Source organism: Cytobacillus sp. T106, assembly GCF_040492155.1.
In the GTDB taxonomy this organism is placed as follows: Bacteria; Bacillota; Bacilli; order Bacillales; family Cytobacillaceae; genus Bacillus_AB; species Bacillus_AB infantis.
In genome coordinates this window covers 40,383-56,569 of record NZ_JBEUMK010000024.1, presented here as the reverse complement: position 1 = coordinate 56,569, position 16,187 = coordinate 40,383, and the positions used below count along the sequence as shown (strand labels likewise).

At 46.1% G+C, this 16,187-nt stretch carries 17 protein-coding genes; 13 read left to right on the top strand and 4 right to left on the bottom strand.

Going from position 1 to position 16,187, the window contains the following annotated elements; translation table 11 throughout:
• The 7 genes from ABU165_RS24015 to ABU165_RS23985 form a co-directional block, all read left to right on the top strand.
• The coding region (locus ABU165_RS24015; protein ID WP_353762696.1) for a hypothetical protein at window positions 1-288 on the top strand (288 nt) is incomplete at its 5' end.
• A 17-nt stretch (window positions 289-305) separates the two neighbouring features.
• Complete coding sequence (locus ABU165_RS24010; protein ID WP_318060788.1) at window positions 306-950, top strand: adenine nucleotide alpha hydrolase family protein; 645 nt, start codon at window positions 306-308, stop codon at window positions 948-950.
• Between the two features lie 296 nt (window positions 951-1,246).
• Window positions 1,247-1,516 carry a hypothetical protein gene (locus tag ABU165_RS24005; protein WP_022544364.1) on the top strand — a complete coding sequence of 90 codons (270 nt, stop codon included), beginning with the start codon at window positions 1,247-1,249 and terminating at the stop codon, window positions 1,514-1,516.
• Between the two features lie 27 nt (window positions 1,517-1,543).
• Window positions 1,544-2,053: a spore coat protein gene (locus tag ABU165_RS24000; protein ID WP_022544363.1), complete on the top strand. Its 510-nt coding sequence runs from the start codon at window positions 1,544-1,546 to the stop codon at window positions 2,051-2,053.
• A gap of 244 nt (window positions 2,054-2,297) precedes the next feature.
• Complete coding sequence (locus ABU165_RS23995) at window positions 2,298-3,101, top strand: FixH family protein (RefSeq protein ID WP_318060787.1); 804 nt, start codon at window positions 2,298-2,300, stop codon at window positions 3,099-3,101.
• A gap of 118 nt (window positions 3,102-3,219) precedes the next feature.
• Window positions 3,220-3,999, top strand: coding sequence for a DUF4931 domain-containing protein (locus ABU165_RS23990; protein WP_318060786.1), 780 nt, complete (start codon window positions 3,220-3,222; stop codon window positions 3,997-3,999).
• Window positions 4,000-4,293: 294 nt separating this feature from the next.
• Complete coding sequence (locus tag ABU165_RS23985; RefSeq protein ID WP_022544361.1) at window positions 4,294-5,466, top strand: FtsW/RodA/SpoVE family cell cycle protein; 1,173 nt, start codon at window positions 4,294-4,296, stop codon at window positions 5,464-5,466.
• 25 nt (window positions 5,467-5,491) lie between these two features.
• On the opposite strand, the gene ABU165_RS23980 is transcribed toward ABU165_RS23985, so the two are convergent.
• From ABU165_RS23980 to ABU165_RS23965, 4 genes are all read right to left on the bottom strand, one after another.
• The gene (locus tag ABU165_RS23980; protein WP_094768561.1) at window positions 5,492-6,556 is read right to left on the bottom strand and encodes a Ger(x)C family spore germination protein; all 1,065 of its coding nucleotides are present in this window, start codon (window positions 6,554-6,556) and stop codon (window positions 5,492-5,494) included.
• Window positions 6,553-7,641, bottom strand: coding sequence for a GerAB/ArcD/ProY family transporter (locus ABU165_RS23975; protein ID WP_318060785.1), 1,089 nt, complete (start codon window positions 7,639-7,641; stop codon window positions 6,553-6,555). Before ABU165_RS23975 ends, ABU165_RS23980 begins: the two co-directional genes overlap by 4 nt.
• A gap of 17 nt (window positions 7,642-7,658) precedes the next feature.
• A complete protein-coding gene (locus tag ABU165_RS23970; protein ID WP_035402201.1) occupies window positions 7,659-9,140 on the bottom strand; it encodes a spore germination protein in 1,482 nt (493 codons plus the stop codon).
• 162 nt (window positions 9,141-9,302) lie between these two features.
• A complete protein-coding gene (locus tag ABU165_RS23965; RefSeq protein WP_129613390.1) occupies window positions 9,303-10,274 on the bottom strand; it encodes an ABC transporter substrate-binding protein in 972 nt (323 codons plus the stop codon).
• 199 nt (window positions 10,275-10,473) lie between these two features.
• Between ABU165_RS23965 and ABU165_RS23960 the strand changes: the two genes are divergently transcribed.
• The 6 genes from ABU165_RS23960 to ABU165_RS23935 all read left to right on the top strand — a co-directional run bounded on the left by ABU165_RS23960 (window position 10,474) and on the right by ABU165_RS23935 (window position 15,675).
• The gene (locus tag ABU165_RS23960; RefSeq protein WP_094768563.1) at window positions 10,474-11,475 is read left to right on the top strand and encodes a FecCD family ABC transporter permease; all 1,002 of its coding nucleotides are present in this window, start codon (window positions 10,474-10,476) and stop codon (window positions 11,473-11,475) included.
• Window positions 11,475-12,530, top strand: coding sequence for a FecCD family ABC transporter permease (locus tag ABU165_RS23955; protein ID WP_009793149.1), 1,056 nt, complete (start codon window positions 11,475-11,477; stop codon window positions 12,528-12,530). Before ABU165_RS23960 ends, ABU165_RS23955 begins: the two co-directional genes overlap by 1 nt.
• A gap of 51 nt (window positions 12,531-12,581) precedes the next feature.
• Window positions 12,582-13,409, top strand: a complete 828-nt coding sequence (locus ABU165_RS23950) for an ABC transporter ATP-binding protein (RefSeq protein ID WP_009793150.1) — start codon at window positions 12,582-12,584, stop codon at window positions 13,407-13,409.
• Complete coding sequence (locus tag ABU165_RS23945) at window positions 13,402-14,136, top strand: IucA/IucC family C-terminal-domain containing protein (protein ID WP_094768564.1); 735 nt, start codon at window positions 13,402-13,404, stop codon at window positions 14,134-14,136. The genes ABU165_RS23950 and ABU165_RS23945 overlap by 8 nt, the downstream gene beginning before the upstream one ends.
• 1 nt (window position 14,137) lies before the next feature.
• Complete coding sequence (locus tag ABU165_RS23940) at window positions 14,138-14,398, top strand: YusU family protein (RefSeq protein ID WP_009793152.1); 261 nt, start codon at window positions 14,138-14,140, stop codon at window positions 14,396-14,398.
• 359 nt (window positions 14,399-14,757) lie between these two features.
• Window positions 14,758-15,675 carry a proline dehydrogenase family protein gene (locus ABU165_RS23935; protein ID WP_094768565.1) on the top strand — a complete coding sequence of 306 codons (918 nt, stop codon included), beginning with the start codon at window positions 14,758-14,760 and terminating at the stop codon, window positions 15,673-15,675.
• Window positions 15,676-16,187 lie beyond the last annotated feature (512 nt).

The window sequence follows — 16,187 nt, the reverse complement described above, 5'->3', positions numbered from 1 at the left end:
CAAGCGCCCTCCGCATTTCGATTAATCAGCGTCAGTTTTGCTTTTTTGGTCTTTGTTGTGTTTATTCCCTTTGCTGTTGTCGCCGCTTATTGGGTCGGACAGGCCAGCGCGCGGGGAGTTTTGGTTGCTGCTGCCTTTATTATACTTTTTTGTCATCGCTTTTCCCCTCCTTATCCTAAGTACATCATTATCTTCCCATCAAGGAATCTTTTATATGCAGCGGCTGAAAGGATGGGTGGAACACCCGCTTTTGGCTGGGTTGCTCTGACTGGCTATGCTATAATGTAGGCAAAATTCTAAACGAGGTGAATGATTTGCTGGAAACGATACTGGTATGTGTAAGCAGCCCTCAGCATGCTGAAACGCTCATTCAAAGGGGGAAGCTCCTTGCTGATGCATTTAAGGGGAAGTGCTATGTATTGTCAGTGCTCCCGGGGCAGGAAAAGGATCTTGAGTTCAACCAGATCCAGACGAAAATGCTGTTCGAATCATTGGCTGAAAAATACGGCCTTCCAGCCATCCAAAAGTATAAGAACGGACAGAAGGTTTCTGATTTAATCGCCGAAACAGTCCGGGAGAAGTCCGCCACTCAAATCGTCATGGCCCACGCCGTTCAGAGCAAATGGGAAATGGTCGTCAAGCATTCCCTCGTCAATCATCTGTTCGAGCTTCTTGAAGGCGTTGACCTCCATCTTGTTGAAGTGAACCGCGATGTATACGATCCGGCAGGAGAATGGGATAAGGGGATAGAAGCTTCTTTGGTAAAAGAAGAAGGCGGCTATAAAATCTCGTTTGATGATAACGGGAAAGAAGGAACTCTTGGCACCTTTTTCAGGGAATTGTCCACCGATTTCTCCAATGGCTTTTTTGTAAAAGGGGATGGACAAAATCCAAAAGTCATTAAGATCCATAATGGGACCGCTGCAGCAGAAGCAGTGGAAAAGGACTGAAGAGTGTTGAAGCATTAAAAATCCGAGTACAAGATGCAGCGGGCGGCAAATAGTGCCGCCTGCTTCTTTATTGCTGTAAAAGGGCCCCTGCATAGGGCCCTTTTTTTGCTTTTGGGGGATGAGCCCGAACTAAATGGATGAAATCCCATATACAAGTAGTATAAGGGCCAAGCGCCTTGAGTGGCGCACCATCAGCCGATACAAACGCCCTTTTAAGCCGGGATAGGGATTAGCCCTCACTTGCCGGCTTAAAAATCATATTAAATAGTATAAGCGCTCGGAGGGGGTGAACTGTGTTGGATGAACTAAATAACAAGATGGCTGAGCTATCGAATCAGCTTGTAAGCCTTAAAGTCAGAGACCTTTTAAAGCGGAATCAAAGCGACGAAAGCGGATTGAAAACGAAAAACCTGTCAGATGAGGAAAAAACGCGTATCCGCAATCTTGTGAAAGATCTGGAACAGCAGGTTAAAGATTTTGTTGAAGCACAAAAAAAGAAAAATGATTCTGCCGAAGAAGAGCCTAAGAAAGAAGCCAAACGCACGTTTAGGAAAAAAAGCCGATAAGGCAAAAAATTAAAGGGAGAGATTACATTGTTAAGTGGAAACTATCGTCCAAAGGTAGAAGATGTTTATTGTGAAAGCAATGCTGCCGGTTCATCATGCCACCACAGCGGATGGAATGCCCTTGATCCTTCATCAAGCCATCCTATGAGCATTTTTGACAGCAGCGACAGAGATGTAAAAGATGTTGTGCAAGGCACGAATATGGGCCAATATTCTAAAGAGTCCATTGTCCTTAAAAACTGTCTCAATGTTGAAGTAAACTCAAGTGAAACCCAAGTTGCCGCTTCATTGCAGGCAGCCCTCGTTGTAGCAATCGTCATTGTCATCAATATCTCAATTGCTGACGGAGGCCAAGCTGAAAGGATCACTGAAGATTTGCTTCAATTCACACAAATCAACCAATCTAACCGCCAGAGCGTTTATATTGAAAATGCGAAAGACTGTACTGTAAACCTTGAAGATACTCAAGTAGCGCTGACACTCAACCTGCTGATCCAGGTACTTCTTGCACTGGTTATTGAACTGGAAATCCTGTAATAGGCAGTCTTAAAAAACGCAGACTTATCCAACCCTACCTCCTTTCATATAATAAATATGCGGCATAAGGAACCTCCTTGTGCCGCTTTTTTTATAGAATTTGGACCCGGGGGGAAGGAAAGCTATAATGTACATAAAGGCACAGCTTCCGTTATCAAATGTTTGATGTAATTTCTTACTTATTTCACAATTAAGAGATATAGTATCCTTTATAAAGGGAATCTGTATGAAAGAGGGACAAAGAATGAAGAAATATCTATATGTTTTTATCCTCGCCGTGATGGTTCTTGCAGCTTGCGGAAAGGGTTCTGATGACAGCGGCCAGGGGAACGGGGGACAAGTGCCGGAAATCCTTGAAGCCAAGCTTGATGTTCCTGAAAAAGTGGAGCTGAATGAAGAAATAACCCTTTCTGTCGAAGTAGTGCAGGGGGAAGAAGCTGTCGAGGATGCAGATGAAGTAAAGTTTGAAATCTGGCAGGAAGGAAATCAAGAGGAGAGTGAGATGCTTCCTGCAGAACATACAGGCAAAGGAATTTACCAGGCTGCCAAGACCTTCGGCAAGGATGGCGATTATATAGTCCAGGTCCATGTGACAGCGAGGGATATGCATACAATGCCAAAAGCTGAGGTACAAGCCGGTGAGGGCGGAGACGCTGGCAATAGTGCGGACGGAGAAGCCGCTCATGAGCATGGGGAAGATGAAGGCCATGACCATGAGTCAGGCGGAGAAGAATCATCCCACCATCATGGTGAGGCTGCAATCAGTTTCATCAAGCCGGATCATATCCATATGAAACAGGCGGCGGGCCTTGAGGTCCAGGTGGACAAGAAAGATGGGGCTCCCCTGGAAAAAGCGCTTGTTAAGCTTGAAATCATGAAAGAAGGCAAGGACACCCCTGAGTGGGTGAACCTGACAGAGTCCGGAGAAGGAAAATATTCTGCAGAACATAGCTTTGCAGAGGCGGGCAGCTATACAGTGACTGTTCATGTGGAAAACTCGGAAGGGCTGCATGAACACTCGGATTTTCCTCTGACAGTCAGCGAATAGGAAAGAGAAACGGCAGCTCCGGGGCTGCCGTTTTTTCCTGCGCAAGGTCAAAAAGGCGCCAGGTTCAGGAGGTAAGTGATATGATTTATAGGAGAAAAACCTGCAGGATGGTGGAAATATGACAAAAACACATTTGAACTTCAACACTTCAATCGGAGTGAAAAAGCCAAACAGTATCCGTGACAAAGAGCAGGGCTGCCCTTTCTGTGAGAGAGAAAAGCTGACCGATATCCTTGCAGTCGAGGACAATATCATTTTGCTGAAAAATAAATTCCCTGTCCTTGAAAATACACTGCAGACTGTTTTGATTGAATCAGACGAATGCAGCGGGGATATCTCAACCTATTCTTTAGAGCATCTGGAAAAGCTGCTAAGTTTCGGATTGAAGCATTGGATTGAAATGGAAAACAGCGGACGCTTCACATCTGTCCTGCTTTTTAAAAACCACGGGCCGCTCTCAGGGGGGACCATTGCGCATCCCCATATGCAGATTGTCGGGCTTAATGAAGTGGATTACACAGAAAATATCAGGGAAGAAGAATTTGAGGGACTGGCCATCAGCCAAAAAGGCAGATCACTGCTCAATATTTCAACAGCCCCGAAAATCGGCTTCTATGAATTTAATGCAAAGCTTGGAGACATGGAGGAAATCGGTGCCTTTGCTGCTTATATTCAGGCAGCTGTCCGCTATATCCTTCACAGCTTTCCGTTCAAATGCTCCAGCTATAATTTATTTTTCTATAAACTCGGAGAGGACATCTATGCCAAAATAGTCCCGCGGTTCGTAACAACACCTATTTACATCGGCTATTCGATCCCGCAGGTCCCCAATAATCTGGAATGGATGAAAGAGGACATCCGTGCAAAGTACTTTGACAGCTTCCCTGCCGAAGACTGATCCGGCAACTGAAAAAGAAAAGTGAAAAATGAAATAATATCCAACAGCATGAAACAAGTTGTGATTTGTCTCTTAAAAAAATATAATGAAGAATTGTAGTAGATTTTTTGTTTGGGCAGCCTGCGCATCAAAGCAAGCGCCCTCCGCTTTTCTATTTGTCCAGCTCCGGCGGCTAGGTGCTCGAGTCATAAGCCAATCAGGCCAGAAGGTTAAAGAACAACCTTCAGTCCTGCTTGTCTTATGCTTGTCGCACCTGAACAAGCCGCCTCCGCTTTTCTATAAAAGGAGACGATTATGACTTCTAAAAATAATTCTAGTTATCGTATAGATTTTGGGTTGATATTGATTTTGATGCTGCTGTGCCTGGTTAGCTGCATATCGATTTACAGCGCGCAGACCACGGGCCAGTATAAAGATAATTTCCTTCTGAAGCAGATTGTCTGGTGGGTGGTCGGGGCCGGCATTGTTGGAACGGTTATGACGCTTGATTCTGATCAGCTGAAGAAGATTTCCTGGTATGCCTATGGGCTGGGTATTGCGCTGCTTGGGTTTTTGATCGTGGCTCCTTCGGGGATTGCACCTGTCATAAATGGGGCAAAGAGCTGGTATACCTTCCCTGCGGTAGGGTCCCTTCAGCCTTCTGAGGTTGTTAAAGTTTTTATCATCCTCGCTCTGGCAAGGGTGATAACAGACCATCATCCGAAGTATCGGATCAAGACGATCCAAACCGATCTCTGGCTGCTGGTGAAAATCGGTGCAGTGACGTTCCTGCCGCTCATGCTTGTGATGCAGCAGCCTGACCTCGGCACAAGCCTTGTATTCATAGCAATCATGATTGGCATGATCTTCATCTCAGGAATCACATGGAAACTTCTGCTCCCAATATTCGGCGGCGGAATCACCTTAATCGCAGGCATTTTCTACCTCGTGCTCTGGCACCCCGATCTGCTGGAAAAATATCTGGGCGTCAAACAGTACCAGTTCGGCCGCATCTATTCCTGGATCGATCCCTATAATTATCAGGGGACGACCGGATTCCAGCTGACACGCTCCCTGCTTGCCATCGGTTCTGGGGAAACAAGCGGAAAGGGCTATGGCACAAGGGAAGTCTATCTTCCTGAAAGCCATACTGATTTTATTTTCAGCATTGTTGGGGAAGAGTTCGGGTTCATTGGAGCGAGTGTTTTGATCAGCCTGTTTTTCCTGCTGATTTACCATATTACGAAAGTTGGCATGGAAACTAAGAACGACTTTTACACCTATATTTGTGTCGGTGTCATCAGCATGATCACATTCCATGTATTCCAGAATATCGGCATGACAATCGGGCTCCTGCCGATCACTGGTATCCCGCTTCCATTTGTCAGCTATGGAGGAAGCTCGCTCATGGGCAGCATGCTTGCCATCAGCCTGATCTTCTCCATCCGCTACCATTATAAAAAGTATATGTTCTCCAATAGTGACTAAGGACAGGGAAGCCCCTGTCCTTTTTTCATTCTATTACCCCTGATTCAAGTATCTCTACATTGCTTGTAACCTTTACGCTCATGCGCTTGTATTCGTCTTCCCATTTCTTAAAATCAAAGCCCCTTGTTTTGCTTTTCACAAAAGCGCCAAATCCTACCGGATCAATGCCCTCTTTTTGAAAGCGGGTAATGAGCGCTTCCGTTTCCTTGTCTATAAGATTCTCGAAGTTCTTCTCCACACCCTTGATTTCTTTTATGGTCAGCTGTTCTCCGGAGTATTCCCGGATAATTCCTTTTATGCTTATTTCGACTTTAAATTCATAAGGCTCGCTTTTGATGATTTTAATTTTATGCTTGGATTTAATGCTCTTGATGGCTGCCTGATCGTTCCCGATATTTATCTTATAGGAACCCTCGCTGTACTTGTCTACCAGCAGTTTAAAAAAGAACATTTTCTCTGCATCAATTTCGTCTACCACTTTATCAAATTTAAATAAGGACATTCCTGAAATCTCTACTTTGTCCTTGCCCATATCTTTCAGCTTAGGCAAATAAGCTGTCTTGCCCTGCTGATAGAAAGATGCCAGGAAAATTTGGAGATTGCTTTTGGGGACATCGCGCTGTTCCATATTGTGCTTGAGCAAATTGGAGATATAAATGGCATTGCCCCTTGTCCCATACTCGCCTTTCATGATATCGCCTGCCTTATTATCTGCAACAGCGAGAAATACCCTGGCACCGATGCTTGCATCCCTCTGGAATGAGTCAAGGACATCAATGATACCCCTTTGGGTGAGTTCCTTGCCGAACACGCCTACCTCCAAGCTTCCAGTCACCAGAGGCTCGGACGACTGGCGCTGCATTTCCAGCAGCAGATCCCTGCTCAATGTGGAGGTGCTGGTAAACGTGACATTTTTTACAGGCTGGTCGGGCAGGTAGACAGGGATAAGGGCAGTGCCCTTCAATTTATCATCCTCCCAATCATAAGCAATCCCGCTCTCAATATTTAAATCATCAATAATTTCTTTTTCCAGGCACCCGGTCAGCAGTATACAGACCGCAAGGAGGGATAAATAACTGGATAATTTCATTTTTTCCTCACCTTCTTTGCAACGAGGCTGCCGGCAAACAACAAAGGAACATAGCCGTAATTAAAATAGAAGCCAAATTGGGAAGAGATATTATTGAGGAGATCAATCTGCTCCCTGGTCTCAAATATATTGGCAACAGCAAGGCAAATAAGGACGATGCCAATGACGTTCTTGCGCTGCTGGATGCCCGCGACCCGTTTGACGATCCTGCTTGCCCCCCAAATCGCCAGGCAGGCATTTGGTAGAATGATTAAATTCCAGTTGGCAATCCCGATATATTCAAACCGCTCAACAAAAGGCATTTCAACAATTTTCCACATCGTCAATGTTGCCCAGACAGTTTTCTGCAGCTGCTTTTCAGAAAAATAGCCGAAGGTAATGATTGTCAGGATGACATATAGTGAGGTTGTGGTGAAAATGGCCAGGTGTGCCCATTTTTTTGATTTGCCCGGATCCTTTAAAAATGGATAGACAAGCAATAAGATTTCATAGCCAAGATACGTCAGCGACATATCTCTTGCTGCAAGTGCAATATCCTTAATGGAATGGTCCAATACAGGAAAAAGATTGCGATAATCGCTGAATGGAATTGCAAAGGCGAAGGTAAGCATCAGATAGCTGGGAAGAATGGCGCCAAGAAAGGCGACGCCTGTGACTGTACGCAGGCCCCCGCTGACTACATATGCTGCCAGGGCCAAGAAGCCGAAAGAAAACCAGAAGGTGCTCAATTCCGGGAACAGCCAGACTTGGATGACTTCGATATATGTTCTTATGATTGTAGTAGTCAGCAGGATATAATAGGCAGAAAAAGCAAGGCTGACTATTTTTCCGATTTTCTTTCCAAAGACGTATGAGTTGATGGATACTAAATCTCCTCCTGCATTTTCGGCTGTCTTATACATCATCCAGAGAATGATATGGATAGAGGCGCCGGCCGCAATGACTGACATCCATGCATCATAGCCGGCTGTTTTGGCAATGATCCGCTGATACCCAAGAACGCCGATGCCTATCTGTATGGATACAATAATATAAAATATCAGGAAGGGAGATATTTTCACATTTTCAGGCAAGGACTGCTTCATAGCCATAACCCTCCGTTTTACTCATCAATGTCTTTCTTTTGCTGAGCCTTCTTTTTTGAAAAACGCCTTGGCTGCTCTGGCCGGACATATACCGGCCTTTTTGACTGCTTTGAAAATGGCAGGCGGATGAGCGCATCCTTTAAATCAGGTACTCTGAGGGGATAGATCGGCTCAAGGAATGGCCGGCCCAGCGATGTCAGCCTGATCAGATGCGTCATAAGGATGCAGAAGCAAAATACAATCCCGAGGAGCCCCCATAACTCGGCCAGGAAAAGGAAGGGGAACCGCAAAAGGCGGATCGTGTTGCCCATCCGGTAGACAGGTGTAGTAAAAGACGCCAGGGCAGAGAGAGCTACGATGATGAGAAGGACGTTGCTCGTCAGGCCGGCTTCTACAGAAGCTGTCCCGATAACGATTCCTCCTACGATACCGATGGTCTGGCCTACCTTGGTAGGAAGCCGTGCACCGGCCTCACGCAGCAATTCTATAGTCAATTCAAGGAATAGTGCCTCCAGGATTGGCGGCAGCGGAATCTCTCTCCTGGAAGTGATCAGCGTGCTCATCAGATCCTTTGGTATCAGTTCATAATGATAAGACAGTGTAGCAACATATATGGGTGTGATTAAAATGGAAAAGGCAACCGCAAACAGGCGGACAAGCCTGAAAAAGGAAGATAAATACCAATTCAGATAATAATCTTCAAAAGAACTGAAATATTCCACAAGCGTCGTCGGGCATATCAGCACTTGCGGGGAGCCGTCCACCACAATGGCGATCTTTCCTTCTGCAAGGATGCCGGAAACCCGGTCCGGCCTTTCCGAATCCAGGATTTGCGGAAATATTGTATTCTGATTGTCGGCTATGATTTCGACAATATAAGAACTGTCCATGATATGGTCAATCTCAATATCCTTCAGGCGCTGCCGCACCGTGTTAACATTCTCATTGTCGGCAATTCCTTCGATATACAGGACGGCGACCTTCGTTTTAGACAGCTTTCCGATTGTATACTGCTCGATGATCAGTTCTTTAATGGACAGTCTTTTCCGGATCAGGTTCAAGTTCTGGTCAATAGCTTCTACAAAGGCCTCCTTCGGGCCGATGACACTGAACTCCACCTCAGGCTGGGTCAGGCTTCTGACAACTTCCTTCTGGGCTGCAACAAATGCAAAATGCTTTACTTCTGTTTCAATCGTCACCATTACATAGCCATTGAATAGCTTCTGTTCAATATCTGAAGGGTCCTCGGAAACACTTACATCTGGAATAGGAATAATCTTTTTGACATCCTCGATCCGGGTAAATTCCTCTCCCTGAAGATAAGGAAGGACCCCTTCTTGGAGGATGCTCTCATCCACAAGTGTAGACATAAAGGAAAAGCCGAATCTCAGTCCCGTTTTCTGGTTATAATAGAAAGTCTTTTTATAGTCCTCAGATTTAACAAGTGACTCTTCCCAGTCTTTATACTCGACATCCTTTTGGATGCGTGGCTTTTTCATCCAGCTTTTCTTTTTCACTCATATCACCGCATCTTTTTAGCGTTACCGATATTGTTGCCAAAGTTGGAATAGTTATGAACGAATGCAAATAAAAAAAGGATCCGTTTCCGGATCCTTTTGGCTGCTATATAGAAGAGGGGGCTTCTGTTAAGCAGAAATTCCTTATTTAATCATGAATTTTTCAATATCATCAAGCATGAGATTGGCTGCAAGGACACCGCCTGCTGTATTCCAGATGGTATCATCCACTTTGTATACATTTCCTGCCTTAGCAACTTCAAGATTTTTGAAGAGCGGGTCTTCAATCCATTCTTTTTCCACATCTGTTGCTTCGCCGTCCCCTTCTTCATAGGTGAAGTAGAAGAGAGCGTCTCCGTCCATGGCCGGAATTCGTTCTTTAGTGGCATTCTTCTCGGCAAAATCATCTACATCCTGGCTTTCAGGGCGGGCAAAACCGATCTGATCAAGAATGACACCCGAGAAAGAATCTTTATGATAGATGCGGACATCTCCGGCCATGAAGCGGACCATGGAGATTTCCTTGTTCACATCATCGCCGAGTTTTTCCTTTATATCAGCGATGCGCTGATCATAATCGGCAATGACCTGCTTGCCTTCTTCCTCTTTATTGATGGCTTTGGCGTAAAGCTCGAAGTTTTCCTTCCAATTGCCGCGCAATGTTTCCGCAAAAACGGTCGGGGCGATTGACTTCAGCTGATCGTAAATCTTTTCCTGGCGCATCTTGTTTCCGATGATCAAGTCCGGCTCAAGAGCTGCGATGGCTTCCACATTCACTTCACTCTCTAGTCCGACAACCTGGACATCTTTCATCTGGTCTGAAATATGGTCATACCAGGGATCACCAGTCCAGGACTGGACAGCCCCAACCGGAGTGACGCCCATAGCAAGAAGTGCCTCAGTTCCTTCGTTTGTCAGAATGACAATTTTTTCAGGTGTTTTTTCTAAAGTTTCAGTTCCCATTGCATGTTCTACTGTGTAGCTTGTATCTTCGCCGCTTCCGGATGATGAATCTTTGCTGTCTGCCGCTTCATCCTCGGCAGCGCCTCCGCAGGCAGCCAGCATCAGGATGGCTATAAGTGAAAACAGCCCAAGATAAATTTTGCTCAACTTCATATATGTATCCTCCTATATGTAATTAATTGATAATCATTTTCAATGACTTTCTTATCATAAAATGAAAGCGTTCAAACTGTCAACAGGTTAATGAAAATGATTCTCAAACTCATTGACAGAGTATGCCGATTCCCCTAGACTTATTAATAGAGAAAAACTGTTATTTGTTTATAAAAGAGTGCAGAAAGGTTTACGCAGGATGCTATTAAAAAAAACAGGGCATAAATGGCTCGGGCTGTTTATTTCAATACTGATACTTCTATTACTAATGTGTGCCAGCATAGTGTATGGCTATACAGATACTACCTGGAAAATGGCCTTCGAAGCTTTTTCGGCATTCGATGGATCTAATGAACATATTATCCTCCAATCAGTCCGCCTTCCGCGGGCGCTGATTGGTGCTGCTACAGGAGCAAGCCTGGCGATTGCCGGGGCGCTCATGCAGACGCTGACAAAGAATCCGCTCGCATCGCCGAGCGTATTTGGAGTAAATGCAGGCGCCGGCTTTGCAGTTGTGCTGGCCGTATCTGTGTTCTCCGTTTCCAGCCTCCAGGCGTACACCTGGATCTCTTTTGCAGGCGCAGCCGCAGCCGCTGCAGCTGTGTATGGAATCGGTTCTGTCGGGCGTGAGGGGCTCACCCCTATGAAGCTGACACTGGCAGGCGCTGCAATGAGCGCCATGTTTTCAGCTTTCACACAAGGTTTGCTTGTGGTCAACGAAGCGGCGCTGGAACAGGTGCTCTTTTGGCTTGCGGGTTCAGTGTCAGGAAGGAAGCTGGAGTCTCTCACAGCTGTACTGCCATACTTTGCTGCAGGCTGGATTGGATCCCTGCTCCTTGCGAAAAAGCTGAATGTCATATCAATGGGAGAAGATGTTGCCAAAGGGCTGGGCCTTCGCACAGGCTGGACGAAGCTATTCGCTGGTGCCGCGATCATCCTTTTGGCTGGCGGCGCTGTTGCTGTAGCGGGCCCGATTGTTTTTGTCGGCATTGTGATCCCTCACCTGGCAAGAGCAGTGGTGGGGATCGACCATAGATGGGTGATCCCATTTTCCGCCGTTATGGGGGGAATCCTCCTTGTTGCGGCAGATATTTCTGCCAGATATATTATCATGCCGCAGGAAGTCCCTGTCGGTGTCATGACCGCCATCATCGGCACCCCGTTCTTTGTTTATATCGCCAGAAGGGGGTTTGGCAGCTGATGTCCAAGTATATGAATTTCAGGATATTCAAAGGCAGGATTTCCTTCCTGGCTGACCGTAAATCACTTTTTACCATAATCATTCTCGCTGCTGCTGCTTTCCTTGTCTTTCTTTTCAGCACAGGCACGGGGGAGATGAAAATAAATCCGCTCAAAGTGCTGCAGGTCCTTTTTGGCGGAGGGACGAATATGGAGCAGCTGGTCATCAAGAACTTCCGCCTGCCAAGAATTATTGTTGCCCTTATGGTGGGAATAGGGCTTGCTGTTGCCGGGGGCATTCTTCAGGGGATGATCAGGAACCCGCTTGCTTCACCTGACATCATCGGGATCACCGGAGGCGCATCTGTCGCCGTTGTGGCTTTCCTGGCGATATTCAGTGATGATAATAATGCCTTGACCGTAAGTATAGAATGGATGCCTGTTGCCGCTTTCGCAGGCGCTGCAGCCATTGCTTTCCTTGTCTATCTTCTGGCATGGAAAAATGGATCATCACCAATCAGGCTTGTGCTGATCGGAATAGGGATATCCACCCTCACCCAGGCGCTTACTAATCTGATGATGATCCTTGGCCCCATCCACCAGGCTTCACAGGCCAATATATGGATCACGGGTACTGTCCACGGATCGAATTGGGATAATGTTAAAATTATTGTCCCATGGATCATCCTATTATCGGCACTGGCTATGATATTTGCCCGCAACCTGAACATCCAGGAGCTTGGGGATGATGTGGCCACCGGGATCGGCGGAGCAGTGCAGCGCCACAGATTCATCATGCTGATGCTCAGCACAGGCCTGATCGGCGGATCTGTTGCATTCGCCGGAGGGATTGGATTTGTCGGGCTCATGGCTCCCCATATCGCAAGGAGGCTCGTCGGATCATCATTCGGTGCCCTGCTGCCGACTGCCGGCCTGATTGGCGGCATACTTGTAATGGCAGCCGATCTGATAGGCAGGACACTGTTCTCGCCCCTTGAAATTCCGGCAGGTGTGTTTACTGCCAGCATCGGGGCGCCGTATTTTATTTACTTATTATTTAAAACCCGAAATGGATAGCATATAAGAATATCAGCCATTGGATGAAAAGATAAAAAAGGAGAGAGCGCTATGACCGCCGGGCAGGCTATTTCAACAAAAGAGCTGACACTTTCATATGGGGACACCATTATCATAAATGAACTGGAGCTGGAAATCCCAAAGGGGGAAATCACAGTATTCATCGGAGGGAACGGCTGCGGGAAATCAACCCTGCTGCGTTCGATTGCAAGGCTTTTGAAGCCGAAATCAGGTTCAGTCCTGCTTGAAGGAAAAGCCATCTCCAAGCTGTCCACAAAGGATGTAGCAAGAAGGATGGCCATACTGCCGCAATCGCCATCTGCACCAGAAGGGCTGACTGTCCTGCAGCTTGTGAAACAGGGGAGATATCCGCATCAGACATGGCTGAAGCAATGGACCGAAGATGATGAAGCAAAGGTGAATGATGCGCTTGCTGCAACCGGGATCGAGCACCTGAAGGACCGCACAGTCGATTCCCTGTCCGGCGGCCAGAGGCAGAGGGCATGGATTGCCATGACACTTGCGCAGGATACCGATATCATCCTTCTGGATGAGCCCACGACTTACCTGGATATGACCCATCAGATTGAAATCCTTGACCTTCTGTTTGAACTTAACGAGAGGGAGAACAGGACAATCCTGATGGTGCTGCATGACTTAAATCTTGCCTGCCGCTATGCCCATAATATAGTAGCAATCAAGGATAAAGAGATTTTTGCCCAGGGCAAGCCCGAGTTCGTCATCAATTGCAGCCTTGTCCGCAATGTATTCGGAATGGAATGCGAAGTGACGATGGATCCGCTTTTCGGCACGCCATTGTGCATCCCGTACGGAAAAGGCAGATGCATTCTGAAGAAGCCTGAGGCAGCCAGTGTCTGAACCGGCCCCGGCTTTACACAGGCTTGAAGATTTCCGTCTTGTCCAGGAGGAAAACGATGCCCCTCTCTCTGTAAACACAGGGCATCTTCTGCAGCCAGGGGAAATGGAAATATATCTGAACAGGCTTGCGAAAGAGCTTGATGCCCCTCTCCCAGCCGCAGGTTCACTTTTTATGAAAAGATACAGCTTTCTGGCAGTAATCTATTTATATAGCTTCACAGCCGGAAATTGCAGGCTTGATGTATCATTTTCCAATATCACTGTGGTATCAGGCTATAAAAATGGAATGTGGCTCCCAGGCTTTTATTTGAATGATACAAGTTCCGTTCAAACAGAGTCTGAACCCCGTGAAGAGCGGAGGGAAGAATGTTTTGAAGCTTTATTTTCAGAACATATGCAAATTCTGCTGGAAAGAGTATCTAAAGCCGCTGGAGTCTCCAGATACATTTTGTGGGAAAACATAGCCGTTTACATCTATTGGCTCTACGAATCAGTCCTCGCTGGTGAACATGATGAGGTGAAAGCAAGAGGTGCGGATGATTTTGCCTGTCTCCTGGGATTGCCCGGAAAACTATTCGGCATAAAGGACAATCCTTTAAAAAAGTACCATTCGCCTGAGAAGGAAGCAAAGATGAGGAAGACATGCTGCCTTTCAAATCTCATAAATGATTCAATGCGGTGCACCACCTGCCCAAAGTCATGGGGGCTGAGTGAAAGGGGAGTTTAATATGGATCCAAAATTCAAAGAAGAAATAGAAGGCCTTTATAGTAAATATACAGAACTTCTTGTTGGCGAAGCTAATGAGGAAATGACTGAAAAGGTGAAGGTATGGATTCTTTATAATCATATCGCGAAGTCCATGCCAGCACTTGCCCGCCATTGGAATGGATCCTGCCCGGAGTCGAAGGATTCGGTCAAGAAGCTGATCATGGAAATCAAGGAGCTTAATGAAGCAAAGCGTAAAGAAGAGAATAACAGAAGCGACTAATGAAGGATCTTCCAGGGCGGAAGGTCCTTTTATTATGCAGCTTTGCTATACAAGAAAAAGCTGGAAGAGCAGAATGAAAGGCAGGGAGCAGCATTTAATAGAGGCCGGAAAAAGCGAGATTACAGTAAATAGAAGAGTTTGGCCATCAGCCGACAAATCTCGCTAAATTTCTCGGAAAATTATATTCAAATAAAGAGAAAGATGATAGAATTATGGTTATCAAAGGCACATTTCAGAAAATTGACCATATACAAAATTGAATGTGATCCATGAATCATGATCCTTTGCCACTGCCCGGATTTCGCTGAAAGACAGGGCTTAATTATCCAAAATGTATGCGTTTTCAAGGGGGAGCCATTATGGAACAAGTAATGAGGGACTTTTTTCTCTTTTTATCCAAAAATAAATCGCTGACAAAGCTTGCGAAGAAGTACGGCCTTCGTTTTGGGGCCAGCCGCTTCGTTGCGGGGGAAATGATCAGCCAGGCAGTCAACGTAATTAAAGATCTTAACAGCAAGGGTCTTGTGGTGACCATTGATTATTTGGGCGAATTCGTGGACAATGAGGCAGAAGCAAGGGAAATGGCGGATAACTCAATTTTGGCAATCGAAGCAATCGGCCGTGAAGGAATCAATTCACAGCTGTCGCTCAAAATGACGAGCATGGGCCTTGATATTTCCGATGATGTGGTAATGGGGAATATGAGGCGCATCCTGGAGGCAGCCAAGAAAAACGGCGTGTTTGTCACGATCGATATGGAAGACTATTCACGCTGCCAGAAGACACTTGATATCTTCAAGCAGCTTAAATCGGAATACGATAATATCGGGACAGTCATCCAGGCCTATTTGTACAGGACAGAGGGCGATATGGACGACCTAAACCAATATTCGCCCAATCTGAGGCTTGTAAAGGGTGCTTATAAAGAATCCCCGGAGGTTGCATTCCCGGAAAAGAAAGACGTGGATGAAAACTTCAAGAAAATCATCAAAATGCATCTCCTGAACGGCAACTACACAGCCGTTGCCACCCATGATGATGCAATTATCGACTATACAAAGCAGCTGGTCAGGGAACATAACATCCCGAACAGTCAATTTGAATTCCAAATGCTCTACGGCATCCGCAATGAGCGGCAGCTGGAGCTGGCCAATGAAGGCTACAAAATGAGGGTATACGTCCCTTATGGAACAGACTGGTACGGCTATTTCATGCGCAGGCTCGCAGAACGCCCGGCCAATGTGGCATTCGTGTTGAAGGGTATGGTTAAGAAATAGGTATGTAAGGCCCAGCGGGGATCTGCTGGGCTTTTTTGATGTTTTGATGTGGAGCTGGCTGGTGGTGTGGACGGGGGAGTCGCAAATAAAATGGAGAAGTCGCAAATAAAAATTGTGAGTCGCAAATATAATCAGAAAGTCGCAAATAAAAGCTGAAACACGCAAATAAATCGGAAATCTCGCAAATAAAGGAGGCCGGATGCGTCGGTTGGCTACCCTTGTGCAAGGAGAGAGTCCCTAAAAACGGGCAGGCGTTTAGTGATAGTGGCGGAAAGCGGCCAGTTGCTAATAAAGGCTGAAAGTTGCTAATAAAATCCAGAAGTTGCTAATAAAACAAAAAAGTTGCTAATAAATCACCAAACTTGCTAATAAACCCCAAAAGTTGCTAATATCCTCAAATACAACCCACTAAAGCTCCCGCCAACCCTCCACAAACCCCCTGATCACCCAAATCTCCCCTTTAATTTCCATCTCATCCACCTCGCCACCCCTCATAAATCATAAAAAAAGAG